Source organism: Polynucleobacter sp. AP-Titi-500A-B4 (genome assembly GCF_018688095.1).
Classification (GTDB): domain Bacteria; phylum Pseudomonadota; class Gammaproteobacteria; order Burkholderiales; family Burkholderiaceae; genus Polynucleobacter.
The window spans coordinates 80,025-102,988 of record NZ_CP061311.1 but is presented as its reverse complement, the minus strand read 5'-3'; the positions used below and the strand labels follow the sequence as shown (position 1 = coordinate 102,988).

The window sequence follows — 22,964 nt, the reverse complement described above, 5'->3', positions numbered from 1 at the left end:
TAATTAAGGTTGCCAAGAAACAAAATTTTGATAAAGCTTTAATCCGTATTCTGCACTTTTTTCAGGATGAAATTGTGTTGCAAAAATATTATCTCTTGCAACGGCAGAAGTAAACCAATCGCCATATTCAGTCGATCCAGCACAATCTTCTTTACGTTGCGGCACAACATAGTAGCTATGGACAAAGTAAAAACTCGTTAAATCTGGAATTCCAGCCCAAATAGGATGCTGGCGGTCTTGGCGAACTTGATTCCAGCCCATATGCGGAACTTTATAGGCCGAGCCATCAGCTTGCTTTTTTCCCGCCAATTCAAAGCGGCGCACTTCACCAGGAATTAATCCTAAGCAAGGAGTCCATTGTTCATTAGTACGGACTTCTGCGCTTTTATCGAATAGCATTTGTTCGCCGACACAAACACCTAGCAAGGGTTTATTTTTTGAGGCCTCCAGCAAAGCCTCCAGCAACCCTGATTCCTCTAGATGCTTCATGCAGTCTGGCATACCACCTTGACCTGGCAAAACCACGCGATCGGCAGAACGAATTTCCTCTGGCTTATGAGCAATCAATACATTGTCATCGGGTGCAACGTGATGACATGCCTGATATACGGAACGAAGGTTACCCATTCCGTAATCAACGATCGCAATAGTTTGCGCCAAAATTTAGCCTATCTTTGCTGTTATTAAACGGGCAACTAGAAGATCTAGATTAGAGGCTGCCTTTGGTTGAGGGAACAGCACCAGATGCACGGGGATCAATTGCTAAAGCCATGCGCAGTGCACGACCGAAAGCCTTGAAGACCGTTTCAATTTGGTGGTGCGCATTAATGCCGCGCAGATTATCAATGTGCAAAGTTACTCCCGCATGGTTTACAAAACCACGGAAGAATTCAATACTCAGATCCACATCGAAATCACCAACCCGCGCACGAGTAAATGGGACATTGAACTCTAGGCCTGGGCGACCAGAAAAATCCACCACTACACGAGAAAGGGTCTCATCCAAAGGAACATAGGAGTGGCCATAACGGGTGATGCCTGCTTTATCGCCAACAGCCTTTGCAAAAGCTTGGCCCAATGTAATACCCACATCCTCAACGGTGTGATGATCATCAATATGGGTATCACCCTTGGCAACCACTTTGAGGTCAATCATGCCGTGACGGGCAATCTGATCGAGCATGTGGTCTAAGAAAGGTACGCCTGAGGCCAGCTCAGCCTTACCAGTACCATCTAAATTGATGGAAATTTGAATTTTGGTTTCCGAAGTGTTTCGGGTAACGTCGGCTTGCCGCATGCTTCATTGCGCCGCGAGGCGAAGTGTTGATTGAAGCCTCATAATATCATTCCTAGAAGGCGTATAAATGCTGAAATTGCTTCACTTTCTTTCTGATTTTTGACCCGAGTACCCTGATGAGCCGTTTTTGGAGCCCTGTTGTTCAAACTTTGACCCCCTACGTTCCTGGGGAGCAACCGCAAATGCAGCGGTTGGTAAAGCTCAACACCAACGAGAGCCCTTATGGGCCATCGCCCAAAGCACTTGCAGCTATCAAAAGCGAAACAAATGATGATCTACGTCTATATCCAGATCCCGAGGGTGCAGCCTTAAAACAAGCCGTTGCCAAATTACATGGCCTGAACCCAAACCAAGTGTTTTTAGGGAACGGGTCGGATGAGGTTCTAGCCCACGTTTTTGCCGGACTACTCAAACAAAGCAAGCCTGTTCATTTTCCAGATATCACCTATAGCTTCTATCCGGTCTACTGCAAACTCTTTGGCATCAATTACAAAACTGTAGCGCTTGGACGAGATTTTGAAATTAATGTCGATGATTACAGTGCGCCCAATGGTGGAATTATTTTCCCCAATCCCAATGCTCCAACCGGTAGATCGATTACGCGCTCAGCAATTGAAAAACTTCTAGCAAAAAATAAAGACTCCGTATTGGTCATTGATGAAGCTTATGTTGACTATGGAACAGAATCTTGCATTCCACTTTTACGTGGCACGACCTGCCCTGAAAACCTTTTGGTAGTGCACACACTTTCTAAATCCAGAGCGTTAGCGGGGCTTCGCGTTGGCTTTGCCATTGGCCATCCTGCCTTGATTGAAGGGTTGGAGCGCGTTAAGAATAGCTTTAACTCTTACCCTTTAGGGCGTCTGGCTCAGGTAGGCGCAATTGCTGCAATTGAAGATCAAGCACACTTAGAAGAAACCAGCGCCAAAGTCATTCAGACGCGCGCAAAATTAGTTGAACAATTAAATGCCTTAGGCTTTGATACCTTGCCATCAACAGCAAACTTTATTTTTACTCGTCACCCAAAGCATGCTGGGGTAAAGTTATATCAAGCCTTAAGAGATCGTGGCATCATCGTGCGTCATTTCAAATCGCCACGCATTGAAGAATTCTTGCGCATTACGATCGGCACAGATGAACAAAGCGACGAACTCATCGCCGCTTTAAAAGAAATACTTTCTTAATTTCGTTTTTTAATTCGAAAGTAATTCGAATTTACTTCTTCAGGCGCATCTCAGCTGCACGTGCATGTGCCTGCAAACCTTCGCCATGGGCAAGCGTGCTTGCTACTGCACCTAGGGCTTGAGCACCAACTTCACTGACTTCAATCATGCTAGAACGCTTGATGAAGTCATATACGCCAAGTGGTGATGAGAAGCGGGCTGTCCGTGCCGTTGGCAATACATGGTTTGGGCCAGCACAGTAGTCACCAAGCGACTCACTGGTGTAGTTGCCCATAAAAATAGCGCCAGCATGACGAATTTGCTCAGCCCATTTGCGTGGATCTGCAGCGCAAATCTCTAAGTGCTCAGCAGCAATTGCATTCGCAATCTCGCATGCCTCAGCCATATCTTTAACCTGAATAAGCAGTGCTCTATTAGTCAAAGAAGCTTCGATCACTTTTGCTCTTGGCATCTCAGAAAGCAAATGATTAATACTGGCCTGTACTTGTTCAATATAGACAGCATTGGGACATAACAAAATCGATTGAGCTTGCTCATCATGCTCTGCTTGAGAGAACAAATCCATTGCAACCCAATCGGGATTGGTGGAGCCGTCACATAAGACCAATATCTCTGATGGACCTGCAATCATGTCGATACCAACTGTGCCAAATACTCTGCGCTTTGCAGCAGCAACATAAGCATTGCCAGGGCCAACGATCTTATCAACCGAGGGAATCGTTTTTGTACCAAAGGCTAAAGCGCCAACTGCCTGAGCGCCACCAATGGTGAACACGCGATCGACACCAGCCAAATAGGCTGCCGCCAACACCAATGGATTACGTGCACCATCAGGAGTTGGTACCACCATAATCACTTCAGCAACCCCAGCCACCTTTGCGGGAATCGCATTCATCAAAACAGAGGATGGATACGCGGCTTTGCCACCCGGCACATAAATACCAACGCGATCTAAGGGTGTCACCTTTTGGCCAAGGCGCGTGCCATCAGCCTCTTCATATTCCCAAGAGTGACAACCAGCTTCAATCTTTTGTTTCTCGTGATAGGCGCGCACTCTTTTGGCAGCGATATCTAAGGCATTTTTTTGCTCAGCAGATAAGGTGTTATAGGCTTGCTCTAAATCTTTAGTAGGAATTTCTAATTCAGAAACGTTAGCAACACTTAAGCGGTCAAATTGCTTCGTGAATGCAAGAACAGCTGCATCACCCTGCTCTTTTACAGCAGCCAATATTTTGACTACCGCTGCATCAATCGCCTCATCATCAGCCATGGGCAAAGAAAGGCTCGATAGCAGCGTTTCTTTGAAACCTGCATCCTTGCTATTGAGACGCTTAACCTTAACTTGTGAAGACATTGGATGGTTTACTTCAGCAACTCAAAAATCGGTTGTAGTTGTGTACGCTTACGCTTGTAGGACGCTTGATTTACTACCAAACGTGCACTGATATCTGCAATCGGCTCTACCTCTACCAAGCCATTTGCTTTAAGGGTATTTCCTGTGGAGACTAAATCTACAATCGCATCAGCTAAACCCACTAATGGCGCAAGCTCCATCGAGCCATAAAGCTGTATGGTGTCGATGTGTACGCCTTTATTGGCAAAGTGCTCACGTGCACAATTAACATACTTGGTTGCAACTTTTAAACGGGAGCCTTGTTTCACTGCTGCAGCGTAATCAAAACCTTCGCGAACTGCGACAGACATGCGGCATTTGGCGATGTTCAAATCAAAAGGAACATACAAGCCATCAGTGCCTTTTTCCATTAAGACATCCAAGCCTGCAACACCAAAATCGGCGCCACCAAATTGCACATAGGTAGGAACATCCGAAGCACGCACAATAATCAAGCGCACATCTGGATTGGATGTCTCAATAATGAGTTTGCGAGACTTCTCAGGATCTTCTTTCGGCACAATGCCGACCTTAGATAGGATCTCTGCAGTCTCTTCGAAGATGCGCCCTTTGGAGAGGGCTAAAGTCAATTTCATGACTTAATTATCACTCAGTTATGCCGCTGGGTTACTTCACTCGCTCAATGTTAGCGCCTAAGAGGGTTAACTTTTGCTCCATACGGTCATAACCGCGATCCAAATGGTAAATCCGGTCTACCTGTGTTTCACCTTGGGCTGCAAGCCCGGCAATGACTAGACTGGCAGAGGCACGTAGATCTGTAGCCATCACAATCGCACCAGAGAGCTTATCTACACCCTGTGCAATTGCAGTATTGCCTTCAATCGCAATATCGGCGCCCAAGCGATTGAGCTCTTGAACGTGCATAAAGCGATTCTCAAAAATCGTTTCGGTAATCGTCGAGCTACCGCTTGCCACCGCATTGACCGCCATGAGTTGAGCCTGCATATCTGTTGGAAATGCAGGGTATTCAGAGGTGCGGAAACTGACCGCTTTAGGCCTAGTCTGCATTGAAGCTTTAATCCAATCAGGGCCCACTTCCATTTGCAAGCCGGCTTCTTTTAGCTTCACGATTACCGCATCGAGCGTATCAGGGCGACAGTGCTTCACCAATACCTCACCACCAGCAGCAGCAACTGCACATAGGAAGGTTCCTGCCTCAATACGATCCGGAATAACTGAGTGCTCAGCACCGTGTAGCTTCTCAACACCTTCAATCACTAAACGATCGCTACCGATCCCAGAAATCTTCGCGCCCATCTTGACGAGAAGTTCAGCCAAATCACCGACCTCTGGTTCACGTGCTGCATTTTCTAGAATGGTCGTGCCTGAAGCTAATGTGGCAGCCATCAATAAATTTTCTGTGCCAGTGACCGTAATCATGTCTGTCAAAATCGATGCGCCCTTTAGGCGATCTGTTTGTGGCTTCGTTTCAGCTTGAATGTAGCCACTCTTAATCTTGATGCTCGCACCCATCGCTTTTAAGCCTTTGATGTGCTGATCCACAGGCCGTGCACCAATTGCACAACCGCCTGGCAAAGATACCTTAGCGGTATGCATTCTAGCGAGAAGCGGGCCAAGCACCAAAATAGAGGCACGCATGGTTTTCACCATCTCATAGGTTGCTTCTGAGCTCTTGATGACTGCAGCATTCAGTACAACATGATTGCGATTACCTGCATCCGGAAAGCTCACCATTACACCAATCTCTTGTAAGAGCTTGAGCATGGTGCGTACATCTTGCAGATCTGGCAGATTTCGCAAGACCACTGGTTCGTCGGTTAATAGACAAGCACATAGGATTGGCAAAGCAGCATTTTTAGCTCCAGCAATCTTGACCTCACCCTTCAGTGGAGTCCCGCCAACCATTCGTAATTTATCCATGAAACGATTCCAGTAAAAACTTTTTAATGTGATTTAAATCTGATCGCTGCTTTTATGCGGCCGAGTTTTGTGCAAACTCATCTGGTGTAAATGCCTTAATAGAGAGGGCGTGCACTTCAGCTTTCATGCGATCACCCATTGCACCATAGACTAGTTGATGGCGTTGCACTAAGCGCTTACCTTCGAACTCAGGACTCACGATCGTTGCAAAGAAATGCTGCCCATCACCCTCCACCTGAATATGGGTGCACTGAATACCTTGTTTGATATAGTCCTCAATCTGCTCGGGGGTTGGCAGCATACTTCTCTCCTAATAAAGCTTTCAGTATTAATAATTAATGTCGGAGCTTATAGCCCTTTTGCAATAAGCGCAAAGCAATGGCTGAAACCACCACAAAGAAACATAGGACAATAGCTAGGCTGCTCCATGGGGATACATCAGAGACCCCGAAGAATCCATATCTAAACCCATCAATCATGTAAAAGAATGGGTTGAAATGCGATACAACTTGCCAAGCTGGCGGTAAGGAATGAATCGAATAGAAGACCCCCGACAACATCGTGGCCGGCATGATGATGAAATTTTGGAAAGCGGCTAGCTGATCGTATTTATCTGCCCAAATCCCTGCAATTAATCCTAAGCTTCCCAAGATAGCAGCGCCCAAGAAAGCAAAAGTCAAAATCCAAAGCGGATATTCTAGGGAGGGCAATCCAAACCAAATCGTAATAAGGAAAACTCCCAAGCCCACCACAACGCCTCGGAAGACTGCAGCCAAAATATACGCTGCATAAAACTCGAAGTGACTTAACGGGGCGAGCAATACAAACACCAAGTTGCCGGTAACTTTTGATTGAATCAGAGATGAAGAAGTATTTGCAAACGCATTTTGCAATACGCTCATCATGACTAAGCCTGGAATTAAGAATGCGGTGTAGCTTAAGCGCCCATAAACTTCTCTACCTTCTAATACATGACCAAAAATCATGAGGTATAGAACTGCTGTTAAGACTGGGGCAGCAACCGTCTGGAACCCTACCTTGTAGAAGCGCTTGACCTCTTTCAATAAAAGGGTCGGAAAGCCGCTACCGTATTCAAGCGTTGGCCTGCTTAAGGCTTTATTAAGCTTGTCACTCATAGAGCACCTCCCGACATAATGTTGACAAACACATCTTCGAGATCGGTTTTACCTTCGCCATCTTTTTTAACTGAGCCATAACGAGCGAGCAAATTAGCGGTTGTATCTAAGGCAACAATCTTGCCTTGCTTGAGCATCGCAATACGCTGACACAAGGCCTCAGCCTCTTCTAGGTAATGTGTAGTCAGAACAATCGTGTGACCATCTTGATTTAGGCGACTAATAAATTGCCATAAAGACTGACGTAACTCCACGTCAACACCCGCTGTAGGCTCATCCAAAATAATCACAGGAGGACGATGCACTAGAGCCTGAGCAACTAATACACGACGCTTCATGCCTCCAGACAAAGCACGCATATTGCTATCGGCTTTACCAGTGAGATCCAAATTAGCCATGATTTCATCGATCCAAGCATCGTTGTTACGAATTCCAAAATAACCTGACTGAAAACGCAAGGTTTCACGAACGGTAAAGAATGGATCGAAGACGAGTTCTTGTGGCACAACACCAAGCATCCGACGCGCTTCACGAAACGCAGTTTGAACATCTGCGCCCAAGATAGCAGCCTGTCCTTTGTCGGCCCTGACTAAGCCAGCTAAGATCGAAATTAGAGTGGTCTTACCTGCACCATTGGGCCCAAGAAGCCCAAAAAATTCTCCAGGCTCAATGGCTAGAGAAACATCATTAAGGGCTTGAAGTGCTCCGTAATGCTTTGAAATGTTTTTAATGGAGATGGCTGAATGCATGCCGTTACAAGCCTAGCAATGCAGAGACGCCATAAACATTAGCCAATACTTTTAGCTTTTCAGGGGGCTGCACGACTGTTAAAGACTGTCCATCAGCCTGTAATTTTTTTTGCCATGCCAGCAACACTGTCAAAACAGTGGAATCAAAATCTTTGAGCGCAGAACAATCAACCATTTTTAAAGTGGCAATATTCAATAAACCCTCTTTCTGCAACTGCAGAGCGTTTTCTTGCGTAACTGTTTGCGGCAAAAGAAAGGGCATCTTTTCTAAACTTAAATTAATTGGCTGGCTTAGCTGTAGCCAACTGCTTGTTACGATCTTGCAAAAATTTCACAAGGCCTTCAACGCCATTCTGACTAATCTGATTTGTGAATTGATTGCGGTATGCCTCTACCAACCAAACACCCATAATATTCATGTCATAAACCTTCCAACCCTTATCCGTTTTTTCTAAACGGTAATCCAAAGGTACTGGATCGCCACGACCAAGCACTACGGTTTTCACAACCACTTCTTTATCATCTGGCGCGGCGCGTAAAGCCTTAAATTGCACAGTCTGATCACGTAACTGACTCAAAGCCCCAGAGTAAGTGCGAATGAGTAAATTCTTAAATTCGGAAGTAAGTTGCGCCTGTTGTTCAGGAGTCGCTTTTTTCCAATTGGGCCCCATTGCCATTTCAGTAGTGCGGCGCATGTCGGTATACGGAACAATTTTCTTTTCGACTAAATCTACAATCTTCGGAATATTGCCTTTTTGAATTTCTGGATCGGCCTTTACTGAAGCCATCACATCAGTCACAACCATCTTAATCAGGGCGTCGGGTGGAGTTGCCTGATCAGGCACTTGTGCAAATAGCATTCCAGAAAAAAATAAGCAGCTCAATGCCAGGCATTTAGAAGCAATCTTGAAGCTTTTCATATATCTATCTCGTTTGATTTATCTTGTTAAGGCTAATTTTAGCCCCTCACACACGGTGCTTACTGATAAGGGTTTTCGTAAACCGGCATCTGAGGCTCCTCATCATCACGACCCTCATTAATCTGGTACTCACGCCTCTGAATGTAGGCATCGCGCATAAAGCTGTATTTATCAATTGCAGCTCCATCTAAAAGATCGCCGGCCTCGTAATAAGTATTGCGGGCATTTACTACGCGTAGGCCGGTAATGCTGTTACGGAGGGCAACATCTGGAAGCAATCTAAATAAATAGTCAGACTCTAAGTCCGCAACCGTACCGAAGGTATCGCGTACATTACTTGGACCAAAGAAAGGCAATACAACATAAGGCCCCGCGGGTACCCCCCAAACGCCTAATGTCTGACCCCAATCTTCTTTATGTTTCTCAAGACCGCCTGGGGTTGCTAAATCGATGAAGCCACCCAAACCCATTGTTGTATTAACGACCACGCGCATTAAATCATTGAAGGCATAACCTGGCTTTCCTTGTAGCAAGTTATACGCAACGTTATAGATATCGCCGTAGTTGCTAAAGAAGTTATAGATGCCCTCACGCACAAACTCGGGCAACACAAAACGGTAGCCCGCTACTACTGGCTTTAATAAGTAAGCGTCTAAGCCTTCATTAAATTCAAATACAGAGCGATTGAAGGACTCCCAAGGATCATGGGGAGAAGGCTCAACACCCGCAGGAATAGAGGCACAACCTACCAACATAGCAGCCATGCAAAGCAAAACGTATTGCCTAATCTTGCTCATGAACTTGACTACCAAAAACATTACTTTGCCGCGCTCTTCTCTTGGCCGCTATCGGCAGCTTTGTTATAGAGGAACTGGCTGATTAAATTCTCGAGAACAATTGCTGATTGAGTTTGTGAAATCTTTTCACCATTGGTCAACATATCATCAGACCCACCAGCTTCTAGGCCAATGTACTGCTCACCCAGTAAACCTGAAGTCAAAATCTTTGCAGAGGAATCTTTAGGAAACTTATAGGGTTCTTCGATCGTCATCACCACGGTTGCTTGATAGGTTTTGTCATCAAAAGAAATATTAGCGATCCGGCCCACAACCACGCCTGCACTCTTGACTGGTGCGCGTGGCTTTAGGCCGCCAATATTGTCAAAACGTGCCGAAATTTTGTATGTTGGGGCAAATGACACAGCATTCATATTGCCAACTTTCAACGCTAGAAATAATGCTGCCAATAAACCAATGGCAACAAAAATTCCTACCCAGATATCAATTGCACTTTTTCTCATAAGAGCCTCAGTTTATTCTTTCTAATTTGAGAACATCATCGCGGTTAGCAAGAAATCCAATGCCAAAACCGACAAAGAAGAAATCACTACAGTACGTGTAGTTGCCTGTGAAACACCCTCAGGCGTTGGTTTGGCTTCATATCCTTGATACAAGGCTATAAAAGTCACCGCTACACCGAATACCAAGCTTTTAATCAAGCCATTACCAATGTCGGAAAAGAGGTCTACTCCACCCTGCATTTGCGACCAGAATGCTCCGGAATCCACCCCAATCAAAGGCACGCCCACAAAATAACCACCAATCACGCCGACAGCCGTAAAGATTGTGGCCAAAATAGGCATAGAAATAATGCCGGCCCATAGACGTGGGGCGATCACACGACCTAATGGATCTACAGCCATCATTTCCATGGCGCTTAACTGTTCGCCAGCCTTCATCAAGCCAATTTCTGCAGTCAATGAAGTACCTGCACGTCCAGCGAACAATAAGGCGGTAATGACAGGGCCTAGTTCACGAGTGAGAGATAAGGCAACCAATAAACCTAAAGCCTGTTCAGAGCCGTAACGATTTAAGGTGTAGTAACCCTGAAGACCCAAAACAAATCCAACAAACAAACCAGAAACAGCAATGATCACAAAGGAGTGATTGCCAACAAATAAGATTTGATCCACCACTAAGCGTGGTCTTTTCAATAAAAAACCTGAGCGCCAAATGACTGCAGAAAACATGCGTGCAGCCAGACCAAGACTCGCTAAATTGCGACGAATAAAAAATCCGAGATCGCCGAAAAGATTAAGGATTGAAATCATCAAATCTTTACTCCAAAATCTTCAGTCAAACTTTGTCCTGGATAATGAAATGGCACAGGACCATCCGGAGCGGCATCTAAAAACTGTCTTACAAAAGGATCTGTGGATCGACTTAATTCTTCAGGAGTGCCCTGTGCACCAATTTTTCCATTGGCAATGAAATAGACGTAATCCGCGATTTCAAAGGTTTCCTCAACATCGTGGGTGACCAATAAACTCGTGGCTCCCAGAGCATTATTCAAATCACGAATCAGCCTTGCAGTAATGCCCAAAGAAATCGGATCTAAGCCTGCAAAGGGTTCGTCATACATGATGAGCGGAGGATCTAATGCAATTGCTCTTGCTAAGGCAACACGTCTTGCCATGCCACCAGAAATTTGGGATGGCATTAAATCACGAGCACCACGCAGGCCCACTGCATTGAGTTTCATTAACACTAGCGAGCGTAAAAGCTCTTCACTCAGATTAGTATGTTCACGCAACGGAAATGCAACGTTCTCAAAAACACTCAGGTCAGTGAACAGTGCACCGAATTGGAAAAGCATACCCATGCGACGACGGGCAGCCATGAGTTCATCGCCACTCATCTTGCCGATGTCTTGGCCTTCAAATAACACTTGTCCAGATTGAGCGGTGAATTGACCGCCAATTAATCGAAGAATCGTAGTCTTGCCGCAACCAGAACCACCCATGACGGCAACCACTTGACCGCGGCGAAACTCCATATTGAGTCCCGACAGAATTTGTCTCTCGCCAGGAGCATAGGAAAAGTTGACGTCTTTAATAGAAACGACAACTTCACCTAGAGGCTTTTTGACATCCAATGCGCTTGGCTGAGAACTATTCATATCCCCGATATTATCGGGGCAAAACAGATGACCCCATCAAATACTGGTCTACTGCTTGCGCACATTGACGGCCTTCACGAATCGCCCAAACCACCAAGGATTGACCGCGACGCATATCTCCAGCAGCAAATACCTTAGGAACATTCGTTTGATAGGCGTTTTGGCCCTCTACCGTTGCTTTGGCATTGCCGCGAGCATCTTTTTCTACGCCAAAAGCATTGAGCACTTGCTGGACTGGAGATACAAAACCCATAGCTAAAAGTACCAAATCTGCCTTGATCTCAAATTCAGAATTAGGAACTTCAGCCATCTTGCCGTCTTTCCACTCCAAACGAACACCAATCAATTTTTCAACTTTGCCGTTTTTACCCTCAAAACGCTTGGTGCCAACTGACCAATCGCGATCACAACCTTCTTCATGGGAAGAGGAGGTGCGCAACTTGGTTGGCCAATAAGGCCATACCAAAGGCTTATTCTCTTCTTCAGGAGGTTGCGGAAGTAATTCGAACTGAGTGATCTTGGTCGCGCCATGACGATTAGATGTGCCAACGCAATCAGATCCAGTATCGCCGCCACCAATCACCACAACGTGCTTGTCAGTTGCACGAATTTCGTTTTTGAAGTCGCCGGCGTTTTCTTTATTTTGAGGAATCAAAAATTCCAATGCGTAGTGCACGCCAGCTAACTCACGACCTGGTACAGGAAGATCACGCGGTTGCTCTGCACCACCAGTAATTACCACTGAATCAAAATCTTTCATTAACTGCTCAGGTGAGACAGTCTTCGTAGAGTAATTTTTGACTTCTACGCCAATCGCCTCTTTGCCAACAAAAACGCCGGTTTCAAATTTCACGCCTTCGGCTTGCATTTGTTCTACGCGACGATCGATGAGCCACTTTTCCATCTTGAAGTCTGGAATGCCGTAGCGAAGTAAACCACCAACACGATCATTCTTTTCATATACGGTTACATCATGGCCAACGCGAGCCAATTGCTGAGCAGCTGCCATACCAGCAGGACCACCACCAACAATCGCTACCTTCTTACCAGTCTTGGTTTTTGATGGCTGGGGCTTAACCCAACCGCTTTCCCAACCCTTATCAATAATCGCGTGCTCAATAGACTTAATGCCAACTGGTGCACGGTTGATTCCCAATGTACAAGCAGCTTCGCAGGGTGCCGGGCAGATACGGCCAGTGAACTCCGGGAAATTATTGGTGGATTGCAAAACATCTAAGGCGTTTTTCCAATCGTTATGGAAAACCAAGTCGTTGAAGTCCGGAATGATGTTGTTGACTGGGCAGCCGTTGTTACAGAATGGAATACCGCAGTCCATACAACGCGCGCCCTGAACTTTGGCTTCTTCATCCGTTAAAGCTGCAACGAACTCTTTGTAATGGTGAAGACGTTTAACAGGCGCTTCATATGTCTCATCGACGCGCTCAAACTCCATAAATCCAGTGACCTTGCCCATATCTAATCCTTAATATCTTTTCTTAATATCCGTCTGTCTGTTTGATTCAGTTGCTTAAGCAGCAACCGTCTTCTTCTCAGCCTTTTCCCATAACTCGCCTAAGGCACGCTTGTATTCGGTTGGGAGAACCTTCACAAAACGACCGCGGGCATTTTCCCAATCCGCTAAGAGTGCTTTAGCGCGCTCAGAACCGGTGTAACGGAAATGACGCTCAATCAAGCTCTTCAAGATTTGCTCATCGGTTAAGCGCTCGCCACCGTCTTTAACATCAATGGGAGCATGCCACTCCGACTTCGGCATTTTGGCGTTTTGTTCTGCAGAAGGCAGTACTTTTTCCAAGGTCGCCATGCTGGTATTGCAACGCTTATCAAACAAGCCATCTTCGTCATAGACATAAGCAATGCCACCACTCATACCGGCAGCAAAGTTACGGCCGGTTGTACCAAGAACGACTACAGTTCCACCCGTCATATATTCACAACCATGGTCACCGGTGCCTTCTACAACAGTAGTCGCACCAGAGTTACGTACCGCAAAACGCTCACCAGCAACCCCGTTAAAGAATGCTTCACCAGCGATTGCGCCGTATAACACCGTGTTGCCAACAATGATGTTCTTCGCAGTATCACCACGGAATTCATGGGGAGCGCGAACGATCACACGGCCACCTGACAAACCTTTGCCAACGTAGTCGTTACCATCGCCCACCAAATCCAAAGTAATGCCGCGAGCTAAGAAGGCCGCAAAGCTTTGACCGGCTGTACCATTTAACTGAATATGAATCGTGTCATCAGGTAAGCCAGCATGGCCATAACGCTGAGCCACTTCACCAGAAAGCATTGCGCCGACAGTGCGGTTTACGTTCTTAACTGGAACAATAAAAGAAACTTTCTCGCCACGCTCTAATGCGGGCTCGCTCTTCTCAATCAAGATGTTATCTAGCGCACTAGTCAGACCATGATCTTGAGTGAGTACTTGATAACGCGGAACGTCAGCAGCTACCTGGGGTTCAGCAAAAATCTTACTGAAATCTAAACCATGAACTTTCCAATTCTCAATGCCTTTGCGAGTGTCTAATAAGTCAGCACGACCGATCAAATCATCAAACTTACGAATGCCGAGTTGAGCCATGATTTCGCGTGCTTCTTCTGCAATAAAGAAGAAGAAATTCACAACATGCTCTGGTTTGCCAGAAAACTTCTTACGGAGTTCTGGATCTTGAGTTGCTACACCTACTGGGCAAGTATTCAAATGACACTTACGCATCATGATGCAACCCTCAACAACTAATGGAGCAGTCGCAAAACCAAACTCATCCGCACCTAATAAAGCACCTATCACCACGTCACGACCGGTCTTCATTTGGCCATCAGCCTGAACACGAATACGGCTACGCAAGCCATTGAGCACCAAGGTCTGCTGTGTTTCAGCCAAACCTAATTCCCATGGTGAACCTGCATGCTTAATAGAAGATAGTGGTGAAGCACCAGTACCGCCATCATGACCAGCAATCACAACGTGATCCGCTTTGGCCTTAGCAACGCCAGCAGCAACCGTGCCAACGCCTACTTCAGAAACCAACTTGACCGAAACGTCAGCTTTTGGATTAACGTTCTTCAGATCGTGAATCAACTGAGCGATATCTTCAATTGAGTAAATATCATGGTGCGGAGGGGGAGAAATCAAACCAACGCCCGGTACAGAGAAGCGCAACTTACCAATGTAGTCAGATACTTTTCCGCCTGGTAATTGACCGCCTTCGCCTGGCTTTGCACCTTGCGCCATCTTGATCTGAATCTGATCAGCAGAGCGCAGATACTCAGTAGTCACACCGAAACGACCAGAAGCTACTTGTTTAATCTTAGAGCGTAATGAGTCACCATCCTGCAATGGAATATTGGCTTCAACCACATCACTACCCAAAATGCTGGAAAGGGTTTCACCTTTCTTAATAGGGATACCTTTGAGCTCGTTCACGTAACGGTTTGGATCTTCGCCACCCTCACCAGTATTGGACTTACCACCAATACGGTTCATCGCAATCGCTAAGGTAGCGTGCGCTTCTGTAGAGATAGAACCCAAAGACATCGCGCCCGTTGCAAAACGTTTTACGATTTCTTTTGCCGGCTCAACTTCATCTAGTGGAATCGCTTTGCTTGGATCAATCTTGAACTCAAACAAGCCACGCAAAGTCATCTGACGCTTAGTTTGGTCATTAATGATGTTCGCGTACTCTTTATAAGTCTGGTAACCCTTCTCTGCACCGATACGCGTAGAGTGCTGCAATTTCGCAATCGTGTCAGGAGTCCACATGTGGTTCTCGCCACGAATACGGAATGCGTATTCACCACCTGCATCGAGCATATTGGTTAACACTGGATCATTACTAAATGCAGCGCTGTGCATACGCAAGGCTTCTTCAGCCACCTCAAATACCCCAATCCCACCAACATTCGATGGAGTGCCCTTGAAGTACTGATCAATGATGTCGCGGTTTAAACCAATCGCTTCAAAAATCTGTGAGCCGGTATAAGACATATAGGTAGAGATGCCCATTTTGGACATGACTTTTTGCAAACCTTTACCAACTGCTTTTACAAAGTTCTTCACTGCTTTTTCAGGAGATAAATCACCTGACAAGCCTTTGGCCATCTCAGACAAGGTTTCCATCGCGAGGTATGGATGAATGGCTTCCGCACCATAACCAGCTAAGAGTGCAAAGTGATGGGTTTCACGCGCGCTGCCTGTCTCGACCACCAGACCTACGCTAGTACGCAAGCCTTTTTCAACTAGATGTTGGTGAATTGCTGATGTAGCCAACAATGCAGGAATCGCTACGTGCTTTTCGTCTACTTGACGATCGCTCACGATCAAGATGTTGTAACCAGAACGCACGGCATCAGCAGCCTCAGCACACAAAGATGCCAAGCGCGCTTCAATGCCAGCCTTACCCCATACCGCTGGATAACAAATATCTAACTCGTAAGAGCGGAACTTGCCATTGGTGTAGTGGCCAATGTGACGAATCTTAGTGATATCGTCAAAATCCAAAATCGGCTGACTCACTTCCAAGCGCATTGGAGGATTGATATTGTTGGTATCCAACAAATTAGGTTTAGGCCCAATGAAAGAAACCAGAGACATCACCATGTTTTCACGGATTGGATCAATCGGAGGATTGGTCACCTGCGCAAACAATTGCTTGAAGTAGTTGTAGAGAGGCTTATTCTTATTTGAAAGCACTGCCAACGGGCTGTCATTGCCCATTGAACCAATCGCCTCTTCACCATTCATGGCCATTGGAGCCATGAGGTACTTGATATCTTCTTGGGTGTAGCCGAATGCTTGTTGACGATCGAGTAATTTTGCTGCTGGGCGGATGGTCATTTTTTCATCAACCAAATCAGCCTTGCTAGCATCAACTTCATCCAGCTTCACCCGAACTGCATCAATCCAGCTCTTATATGGCTTAGCTTTTGATACGGCATTCTTGAGCTCAACATCATCAATGATGCGACCTTGCTCCATGTCAATCATGAACATTTTGCCTGGCTGTAAACGCCATTTTTGAACAATCTTATTCTCAGGAATTGGCAATACTCCGGCTTCAGAAGCCATGATGACCAAGTCATCATCAGTAACGTAATAGCGCGCAGGACGCAAACCATTGCGATCTAAAGTTGCACCAATTTGACGGCCATCTGTAAATGCCATTGCAGCAGGGCCATCCCATGGCTCCATCATTGCCGCGTGATATTCATAGAATGCGCGACGATTATCGTCCATCAATGTGTGCTGTTCCCATGCTTCAGGAATCATCATCATCATGGCTTGTGCCAACGGGTAGCCCGACATGACCAACAACTCTAAACAGTTGTCAAAGCAAGCTGTGTCTGATTGGCCTGGATAAATTAATGGCCAAAGTTTTTGCAAATCATCACCAAGTACTGGGGAGCTAATAGCACCTTCGCGCGCATTCACCCAATTGACGTTACCTTTAACTGTGTTGATCTCACCGTTATGCGCAATCATGCGATACGGGTGAGCCAACTCCCACGCAGGGAAGGTATTAGTGGAGAAGCGCTGATGCACCAAGGCTAGAGCCGATACAGTGCGTGGATCTTGCAAATCTTGGTAGTAGGCGCCGACTTGATTTGCTAAGAGCAAGCCTTTGTAAACAATCGTACGCGCAGACATCGAGGCTACGAAATATTCTTTGCCATGCTTCAAATGAAGATCTTGAATTGCATGGCTTGCTGTTTTGCGAATCACATACAACTTACGCTCTAGGGCATCAGTTGTCATGATGTCGCGTCCGCGACCAATAAAAATCTGGCGAATGAATGGCTCTGTCATTTGTACAGTTGGGGACATTGGCAATTTCACATCGACTGGAACATCTCTCCAACCTAAAACAACTTGTCCTTCTAAGCGCACTGTGCGCTCTAATTCTTGCTCGCAAGCTAAACGTGACGCATGTTCTTTTGGCAAGAAGATCATGCCAACGCCATATTCGCCTAGAGGCGGCAATGTGACTCCTTGCTTTGCCATCTCTTCGCGATACAAAGTGTCTGGAATTTGAATCAAAATGCCGGCACCGTCACCCATTAATGGGTCGGCACCAACGGCTCCCCGGTGATCTAAATTTTCAAGAATCTTCAAACCTTGAGAAACAATCTCGTGAGATTTCTTTCCCTTGATGTGGGCAACGAATCCTACGCCGCAGGCATCATGCTCATTTCGAGGGTCGTATAGACCTTGAGCGATTGGACGAAGATCTGATTTGAATTGTGTAGTCATAGTATTTCCGAGGGGCGACAAAGGCCTAATTACTTTTGGAGGATCAAATATAGGTGAATACCCATACCGATGCAATAGAAATAAAATGAGTCTGTCCCATTTATTATGAGCCCGCACCAAAATGAATTTTAAAATTGGGGACAGAGTCAAAGTTGCCCTAACTACACCGAAGTCTGATTAAATCCTATCCTACTGAATTTAAAGGATTTATTTTCTTTGGGCGGCCTCGATGGCGAATCTGAGTCAACTCAGGGGCATTTTTAAATAACTTCTTGGCATAAATATCGCTTACCCAAGGCTTGGATCGAATCAAAGATTCGGTAATTTGTCGGTCTTCCCAGTGTGGGGCGCCCTCTTTTACAAAGTCCGCCCATTTCATCTGTCGCTCGAATGGGGTGTTACCTAACTTCCAAAAATGTTGGTGGTCAACTAGCCAAGGTTCTGCATTTTCACCAATATGAGTCGCAAAGCTAGTCCAAGCAGAATCCTGGGGGCTGGATTCAAAACCAGCCCTGACCGGATTTAACTCAATGTAACGCTGACAACGTAAAAAATAATCAGGGTCAATCAAGGATGAACGATATCTACCCTCCCAAATGGTCCCAGAACGGTGATGTTGGTGATTGAAGTATTGGGCATAACGACGGCCCAAAGATTGCATGGTCTTTGCCAATGAGTCTTCATTTTGCGGTGTCAACAATAGGTGCACATGATTGGGCATTAATGCAAACGCATGAACTGCGCAAGCAAACTGTCTTGCAGCATCACGCAACCACTCTAAATAAATCCGACGATCATCATCGCTAAAGAAAAGCGTTTCGCGATTGTTACCACGTACCATGACGTGCATTGCTTGGCCAGGAATGACAGTACGCGCTTGCCGAGCCATGATGATGGCGAACTACTGTAGTTCGCGAACCCCAGCGCCGCGAGAAAACTCAGGAATAAACCAATCACCATCTGCTTGCGTCACACCTTCAGGAACGGCGCGCGCTTCTTGTGGAACATCTTTAAGTGCTGTGGACATATACGAAATCCACATTGGCAAAGCTAAGCCACCACCGGTTTCACGATCGCCCAAGCTGGCTGGCTTATCAAAACCAATCCAGGCGATAGCAACGACTTTGGGGTTGTAACCGGCAAACCAAGCATCGTGAGATTCATTAGTTGTACCGGTCTTACCGGCGATATCGGTACGTCCGAGCTTGGCACGGGCTGAAGCAGCAGTACCGGTTTTAGTAACCTCTTGCAACATACTATCCATGACAAAAGCAGTACGCGCATCTAATACACGAGGAGCTCCATCACCAACTCGTGTTGGTTTGGCTTCAAATAAAACTGCGCCCTTAGAGTCAATCATCTTATCAATCAGGAATGGATCAACCCGATAACCGCCATTTGCAAACACGCTATATGCAGATGCCATTTGTAGCGGGGTTACTGATCCCGCACCCAAAGCCATGGTCAGATAAGGCGGATGCTTCTCTGGCTCAAAACCAAATCGCTGAATATATTCTTGAGCATACGAGGGGCCAATTGCACGAATAATACGAACAGAAACTAAGTTCTTAGATTTAGCTAAAGCATTACGCAAACGCATCATCCCATCATATTTACCGTCGTAGTTTTTTGGCTCCCACGCTTGGCTACCGGTCTCAAGACTGCCAATTGACAAAGGCGCATCATTGACCATCGTGCTCGGCGTAAAGCCCTTTTCAATCGCCGCGGCATAGATGAAGGGCTTAAATGAAGATCCTGGCTGACGTAATGCTTGCGTCACGTGATTGAATTGATTCCGACGGAAATCAAATCCGCCCACCAAAGAAAGAATTGCGCCCGTATCAGCATTCATAGAAACGAAGGCGGCCTCAACCTGCGGTAATTGAGCCAACTTCCAAGCGCCCCCATCAGAAAGCAATCTCACCACCGCGCCAGGACGAAGGCGCTTTTTAGGCTGCGCACTGTCGGTCAAAGATGCTGTGGCCAACTTCATGCCCTCGCCTTTTATGGTGATCGTATCGCCTGTAGAAATCATCACCTGCATTTCTTTTGGTTTTACATCCAGCACGACACCAGACTGCAAGTCATCCAGTTGAGGATAGGCCAACAACGCTTCATCGATTGCGCGCTGGCGTTTCACTGGATCTTCGGGTAACTCAATAAAGCCTTCTGGTCCACGGTAAGCATGGCGCAAGTCATATTCAAAGATGCCGCGACGCACTGCTTTATAAGCGGCGTCCTGGTCAGCTTTTAAGATGGTGGTGTACACATCAATTCCTTGAGAGTAGATCGCTTCGCCATATTGACTAAAGAGCAATTGACGAACCATCTCGGCAGGGAAATCAGCGCGCACTGCAAACTCATTACCAAGTCCACGAATATGCAACTCTTCGGCCATCGCCTTTTGATACTCATCGGTACTGATGTAGCCAAGATCGCGCATGCGCTGCAGAATATATTCTTGACGAATCTTGGCGCGCCTAAAGTTCGTCACTGGGTTATAGGCCGAAGGGGCTTTAGGTAAGCCAGCTAACATTGCTGATTCTGCAATCGTGATGTCTTTTAATTCTTTACCAAAATAAATTTGCGCCGCACTAGAAAATCCATATGCACGTTGACCCAAGAAAATTTGGTTCATATAGATTTCAAGGATCTTGTCCTTGGTTAGCTGGGATTCAATTTCCCAGGCCAACAGAACTTCATAGATTTTTCGGCTAAAGGTCTTCTCATTACTCAAGAAAAAGTTGCGGGCAACTTGCATCGTAATCGTCGAGGCGCCCTGAGAGAGGTGACCACGTAAGTTTGTAGCGGCTGCCCTCACAATGCCTACATAATCCACACCACCATGAGAGTAGAAGCGATCATCCTCAATAGCCAGTACCGCATTTTTCATACTGGCCGGGATTTCATTTAAGGGAATGACCTTGCGACGCTCTTCACCAAACTCACCAATTAAGACCTTATCAGCCGTATAAATACGCAAAGGTGTTTTAGGGTTGTAGTCCGTTAAAGCAGAAATTTTTGGCAAATTGGGCTTTGCCACCAAAAAGGCATAACCCAACAACAGCGTTACTACTAAGGCAGCGGCTACACCAATAATGAGCAAGGCCTTGACAAGGGGGCTACCAGAAGGTTTGCGAGGTGTGCTCGAATCTCCTCCAGGTTGACGCGGACGTCTGTCGGGCTGACGAATAGGACGACGATTAAACGTCGGCTTGTCTTTTGGGGGGAGCGCCATAAGATTAAATTATAGGGTGCTTAGGCAATTTCACCGAAAGCTTCAAAACCCTTGTTTTCTGACTAATAGCTCAATAAAGTCTGATAGTTTTTTGCCTCACATATTCCCAGAATATGGGCATGCCAGCACGCCAAATCTCCCCGCAGTCTTTTGATGAAATTTTGAGCGAACTTGGGGATGATCCTGCCATCCCTGATCCCCATGGAATACGCAAACCCAGTAGTCCCAAGCCTCATCCAAAGCCGGAGATTCCCCGCCACATTCCGAGCCCAGAAGATCTAAAAAAAATTGCTTTATTTACAGGGATTGGAATTGGGGTCATTGGCCTAATCCTTGCCCTATTCACCTCTTACGGGCCCATGAATTTACCCCAAGATACTCATCTCCAGGAAACCCAAAAAGACCTTTTTGAACTTAAAAAGGAGTTTACATCTTTGCGCGAAGAAATTCTGGAAATTGAAGATAGTCTATATGAATCAATTCAATTATTAGAAGTAAGTGTTCACTCATTAAATAAAAGTAAGACTTTAATCACCTCAAAACCTAAGCCCCAAGCGATCCCCTTCGAAACTGAACTGCGCCGTTGGCGTTACTTAGGGCTTAGTCAAATCGGCTCCTCTCAACGAGCCTTTTTTCACAATGGCAAAGGCACGATCATGCTTGAAAAAGGGTCCCCCGCACTGGGCGAATGGAAGCTTACAAACCTCGATAAGGAGCTTGCCAGCTTCTCTCACGCCCAGGGTAAATCCTTCACCCTCAAACCCTCAAAAGCCGAATGATCTTACAACTCAAAAATCTCGCCCTTGGGATGCTCATATTGGGGTTTTTATTGAATCCACCTGCTCAAGGCAGCCTTGCAGAAAATAGCCCATTGGAGTCTCCCATTAGCTTGCAATTTACCGACATAGAGGTCGCTGAGCTTTTACAAATTCTTGCCAAACTGGGCGGTACCAACTTTTTGCTCAGCGAGTCCATTAAGGGCAAGATCACCGTCGACCTCAACAACACGCCTTGGCAAACTGCGTTGCATTCTATTTTGGCAAGCCGTGCTTTGCGCTTAGTCAGAAATGGTGACATCTACTGGATTGGTCCGCATGCAGAGATTGCAGCATTTCAAAAATATCGTCGTGAAGATGCTGCCCTGCCTTTTGGTGGTGATCACATCAATAGCCCACAACAAATTTTGATTGAAGCACGCATTGTTGAGGCGGACGAACGCTTTGCCCGAGAGCTGGGTGCCAAGTTGGGTTATCAAGCAAACTCCATGGGCGGATCTCCAAATAACAAGTTGAGCGGCGACTTTAATTTGGCGGGTGCCGGACTCAATGGCTTTAACCCTGCCGCCGTGGCTGCGACTTTAGTTTCTAAGAATGCTAGCCGTCTTTTGCAAATAGAACTCTCTGCACTTGAGTCGGAAGGTCAGGGCAAGATCCTCTCTAACCCACGCATCATGACTGGTGATCAGGTGAAGGCGACCATTGAGCAAGGCACTGAACTGCCCTATCAAACCACCTCGCAAAATGGCAGCAAGTTGCAGTTCCGAAAGGCCAACTTGCGTTTAGAGGTCTTACCCAAAATTCATCCAGATGGAAAGATCTCCATGCTGGTGGGTATCAATAAAGACACGATTGGCATGAAAACCGAACAAGGCTATGCCATCGACACCAAGAGTCTCAGCTCCGAGGTAACCGTTGAGAACGGTGGCACTGCAATTATTGGTGGAATCTTCCAAACCACTGAAAGAGAAGATGAGGTCAAGGTACCCCTGCTAGGAGATATACCCCTTATTGGCCATTTATTTCGCCATAAATCCAAATTAAAAGATAAAACTGAACTCTTAGTCTTCCTAACCCCTACCGTTCTAGATAAACCCTAATAAAATCAAAGGGTGAACTCTGCGACAAACAATATCT

Annotated in this window: 21 protein-coding genes; 3 read left to right on the top strand and 18 right to left on the bottom strand. The window is 46.2% G+C overall.

What is annotated here, in order from left to right:
• Positions 1 to 3 precede the first annotated feature (3 nt).
• Together hisH and hisB are read right to left on the bottom strand one after the other, a co-directional pair.
• Positions 4 to 660, bottom strand: a complete 657-nt coding sequence (gene hisH, locus FD968_RS00595) for an imidazole glycerol phosphate synthase subunit HisH (RefSeq protein WP_215366584.1) — start codon at positions 658 to 660, stop codon at positions 4 to 6.
• 49 nt (positions 661 to 709) lie between these two features.
• Positions 710 to 1,297, bottom strand: a complete 588-nt coding sequence (gene hisB / locus FD968_RS00590; protein WP_215366581.1) for an imidazoleglycerol-phosphate dehydratase HisB — start codon at positions 1,295 to 1,297, stop codon at positions 710 to 712.
• A gap of 116 nt (positions 1,298 to 1,413) precedes the next feature.
• Between hisB and hisC the strand changes: the two genes are divergently transcribed.
• Positions 1,414 to 2,481 (top strand): histidinol-phosphate transaminase, encoded by a 1,068-nt coding sequence (hisC, locus tag FD968_RS00585; RefSeq protein ID WP_215366578.1) that lies wholly within the window; start codon positions 1,414 to 1,416, stop codon positions 2,479 to 2,481.
• Positions 2,482 to 2,512: 31 nt separating this feature from the next.
• Here hisC and hisD read toward each other — a convergent pair whose 3' ends face one another.
• From hisD to FD968_RS00505, 16 genes are all read right to left on the bottom strand, one after another.
• Positions 2,513 to 3,835, bottom strand: coding sequence for a histidinol dehydrogenase (gene hisD, locus FD968_RS00580; protein WP_215366575.1), 1,323 nt, complete (start codon positions 3,833 to 3,835; stop codon positions 2,513 to 2,515).
• Positions 3,836 to 3,843: 8 nt separating this feature from the next.
• Positions 3,844 to 4,470, bottom strand: a complete 627-nt coding sequence (hisG, locus tag FD968_RS00575; RefSeq protein ID WP_215366572.1) for an ATP phosphoribosyltransferase — start codon at positions 4,468 to 4,470, stop codon at positions 3,844 to 3,846.
• Between the two features lie 31 nt (positions 4,471 to 4,501).
• Positions 4,502 to 5,776: a UDP-N-acetylglucosamine 1-carboxyvinyltransferase gene (gene murA, locus FD968_RS00570; RefSeq protein ID WP_215366569.1), complete on the bottom strand. Its 1,275-nt coding sequence runs from the start codon at positions 5,774 to 5,776 to the stop codon at positions 4,502 to 4,504.
• Positions 5,777 to 5,828: 52 nt separating this feature from the next.
• Positions 5,829 to 6,077, bottom strand: coding sequence for a BolA family protein (locus FD968_RS00565; protein WP_215366566.1), 249 nt, complete (start codon positions 6,075 to 6,077; stop codon positions 5,829 to 5,831).
• A 34-nt stretch (positions 6,078 to 6,111) separates the two neighbouring features.
• Positions 6,112 to 6,912, bottom strand: coding sequence for an ABC transporter permease (locus FD968_RS00560; protein ID WP_215366563.1), 801 nt, complete (start codon positions 6,910 to 6,912; stop codon positions 6,112 to 6,114).
• A complete protein-coding gene (locus tag FD968_RS00555) occupies positions 6,909 to 7,661 on the bottom strand; it encodes an ABC transporter ATP-binding protein (RefSeq protein ID WP_215366560.1) in 753 nt (250 codons plus the stop codon). The genes FD968_RS00560 and FD968_RS00555 overlap by 4 nt, the downstream gene beginning before the upstream one ends.
• Before the next feature lie 4 nt (positions 7,662 to 7,665).
• Positions 7,666 to 7,923 carry a lipid asymmetry maintenance protein MlaB gene (locus FD968_RS00550; protein ID WP_215366557.1) on the bottom strand — a complete coding sequence of 86 codons (258 nt, stop codon included), beginning with the start codon at positions 7,921 to 7,923 and terminating at the stop codon, positions 7,666 to 7,668.
• 16 nt (positions 7,924 to 7,939) lie between these two features.
• Positions 7,940 to 8,581 carry a phospholipid-binding protein MlaC gene (locus FD968_RS00545; RefSeq protein WP_215366554.1) on the bottom strand — a complete coding sequence of 214 codons (642 nt, stop codon included), beginning with the start codon at positions 8,579 to 8,581 and terminating at the stop codon, positions 7,940 to 7,942.
• Between the two features lie 59 nt (positions 8,582 to 8,640).
• Positions 8,641 to 9,378: a VacJ family lipoprotein gene (locus tag FD968_RS00540; protein ID WP_251367585.1), complete on the bottom strand. Its 738-nt coding sequence runs from the start codon at positions 9,376 to 9,378 to the stop codon at positions 8,641 to 8,643.
• Between the two features lie 20 nt (positions 9,379 to 9,398).
• Positions 9,399 to 9,881 carry an outer membrane lipid asymmetry maintenance protein MlaD gene (mlaD, locus tag FD968_RS00535; RefSeq protein ID WP_215366547.1) on the bottom strand — a complete coding sequence of 161 codons (483 nt, stop codon included), beginning with the start codon at positions 9,879 to 9,881 and terminating at the stop codon, positions 9,399 to 9,401.
• 21 nt (positions 9,882 to 9,902) lie between these two features.
• On the bottom strand, positions 9,903 to 10,691 hold the full coding sequence (gene mlaE, locus FD968_RS00530; protein WP_251367659.1) for a lipid asymmetry maintenance ABC transporter permease subunit MlaE: 789 nt from the start codon (positions 10,689 to 10,691) through the stop codon (positions 9,903 to 9,905).
• Positions 10,691 to 11,539: an ABC transporter ATP-binding protein gene (locus tag FD968_RS00525; protein WP_215366544.1), complete on the bottom strand. Its 849-nt coding sequence runs from the start codon at positions 11,537 to 11,539 to the stop codon at positions 10,691 to 10,693. Before FD968_RS00525 ends, mlaE begins: the two co-directional genes overlap by 1 nt.
• Positions 11,540 to 11,549: 10 nt before the next feature.
• Positions 11,550 to 13,013, bottom strand: a complete 1,464-nt coding sequence (locus FD968_RS00520; RefSeq protein ID WP_215366541.1) for a glutamate synthase subunit beta — start codon at positions 13,011 to 13,013, stop codon at positions 11,550 to 11,552.
• Between the two features lie 54 nt (positions 13,014 to 13,067).
• Positions 13,068 to 17,813: a glutamate synthase-related protein gene (locus FD968_RS00515; protein ID WP_215366538.1), complete on the bottom strand. Its 4,746-nt coding sequence runs from the start codon at positions 17,811 to 17,813 to the stop codon at positions 13,068 to 13,070.
• 184 nt (positions 17,814 to 17,997) lie between these two features.
• Positions 17,998 to 18,702, bottom strand: a complete 705-nt coding sequence (locus tag FD968_RS00510; protein ID WP_215366534.1) for a transposase — start codon at positions 18,700 to 18,702, stop codon at positions 17,998 to 18,000.
• A 12-nt stretch (positions 18,703 to 18,714) separates the two neighbouring features.
• Positions 18,715 to 21,051, bottom strand: coding sequence for a penicillin-binding protein 1A (locus tag FD968_RS00505; protein WP_215366530.1), 2,337 nt, complete (start codon positions 21,049 to 21,051; stop codon positions 18,715 to 18,717).
• Between the two features lie 359 nt (positions 21,052 to 21,410).
• Here FD968_RS00505 and FD968_RS00500 point away from each other — a divergent pair, with 359 nt between their 5' ends.
• Positions 21,411 to 21,830 carry a hypothetical protein gene (locus FD968_RS00500; RefSeq protein WP_215366526.1) on the top strand — a complete coding sequence of 140 codons (420 nt, stop codon included), beginning with the start codon at positions 21,411 to 21,413 and terminating at the stop codon, positions 21,828 to 21,830.
• Positions 21,827 to 22,927 carry a secretin and TonB N-terminal domain-containing protein gene (locus tag FD968_RS00495; protein ID WP_251367584.1) on the top strand — a complete coding sequence of 367 codons (1,101 nt, stop codon included), beginning with the start codon at positions 21,827 to 21,829 and terminating at the stop codon, positions 22,925 to 22,927. Before FD968_RS00500 ends, FD968_RS00495 begins: the two co-directional genes overlap by 4 nt.
• Positions 22,928 to 22,964: the final 37 nt, after the last annotated feature.

What these genes read in the sequence shown, in the direction of transcription:
- FD968_RS00565 (WP_215366566.1), bottom strand. Translation starts at nt 6,077, where the DNA reads ATGCTGCCAACCCCCGAGCAGATTGAGGACTATATCAAACAAGGTATT.
- hisB (WP_215366581.1), bottom strand. Translation starts at nt 1,297, where the DNA reads ATGCGGCAAGCCGACGTTACCCGAAACACTTCGGAAACCAAAATTCAA.
- FD968_RS00555 (WP_215366560.1), bottom strand. Translation starts at nt 7,661, where the DNA reads ATGCATTCAGCCATCTCCATTAAAAACATTTCAAAGCATTACGGAGCA.
- hisC (WP_215366578.1), top strand. Translation starts at nt 1,414, where the DNA reads ATGAGCCGTTTTTGGAGCCCTGTTGTTCAAACTTTGACCCCCTACGTT.
- FD968_RS00525 (WP_215366544.1), bottom strand. Translation starts at nt 11,539, where the DNA reads ATGAATAGTTCTCAGCCAAGCGCATTGGATGTCAAAAAGCCTCTAGGT.
- mlaD (WP_215366547.1), bottom strand. Translation starts at nt 9,881, where the DNA reads ATGAGAAAAAGTGCAATTGATATCTGGGTAGGAATTTTTGTTGCCATT.
- FD968_RS00550 (WP_215366557.1), bottom strand. Translation starts at nt 7,923, where the DNA reads ATGCCCTTTCTTTTGCCGCAAACAGTTACGCAAGAAAACGCTCTGCAG.
- hisD (WP_215366575.1), bottom strand. Translation starts at nt 3,835, where the DNA reads ATGTCTTCACAAGTTAAGGTTAAGCGTCTCAATAGCAAGGATGCAGGT.
- FD968_RS00560 (WP_215366563.1), bottom strand. Translation starts at nt 6,912, where the DNA reads ATGAGTGACAAGCTTAATAAAGCCTTAAGCAGGCCAACGCTTGAATAC.
- murA (WP_215366569.1), bottom strand. Translation starts at nt 5,776, where the DNA reads ATGGATAAATTACGAATGGTTGGCGGGACTCCACTGAAGGGTGAGGTC.
- FD968_RS00500 (WP_215366526.1), top strand. Translation starts at nt 21,411, where the DNA reads ATGAATTTACCCCAAGATACTCATCTCCAGGAAACCCAAAAAGACCTT.
- FD968_RS00505 (WP_215366530.1), bottom strand. Translation starts at nt 21,051, where the DNA reads ATGGCGCTCCCCCCAAAAGACAAGCCGACGTTTAATCGTCGTCCTATT.
- FD968_RS00495 (WP_251367584.1), top strand. Translation starts at nt 21,827, where the DNA reads ATGATCTTACAACTCAAAAATCTCGCCCTTGGGATGCTCATATTGGGG.
- FD968_RS00545 (WP_215366554.1), bottom strand. Translation starts at nt 8,581, where the DNA reads ATGAAAAGCTTCAAGATTGCTTCTAAATGCCTGGCATTGAGCTGCTTA.
- FD968_RS00515 (WP_215366538.1), bottom strand. Translation starts at nt 17,813, where the DNA reads ATGACTACACAATTCAAATCAGATCTTCGTCCAATCGCTCAAGGTCTA.
- FD968_RS00540 (WP_251367585.1), bottom strand. Translation starts at nt 9,378, where the DNA reads ATGAGCAAGATTAGGCAATACGTTTTGCTTTGCATGGCTGCTATGTTG.
- FD968_RS00520 (WP_215366541.1), bottom strand. Translation starts at nt 13,013, where the DNA reads ATGGGCAAGGTCACTGGATTTATGGAGTTTGAGCGCGTCGATGAGACA.
- FD968_RS00510 (WP_215366534.1), bottom strand. Translation starts at nt 18,702, where the DNA reads ATGGCTCGGCAAGCGCGTACTGTCATTCCTGGCCAAGCAATGCACGTC.
- hisG (WP_215366572.1), bottom strand. Translation starts at nt 4,470, where the DNA reads ATGAAATTGACTTTAGCCCTCTCCAAAGGGCGCATCTTCGAAGAGACT.
- mlaE (WP_251367659.1), bottom strand. Translation starts at nt 10,691, where the DNA reads ATGATTTCAATCCTTAATCTTTTCGGCGATCTCGGATTTTTTATTCGT.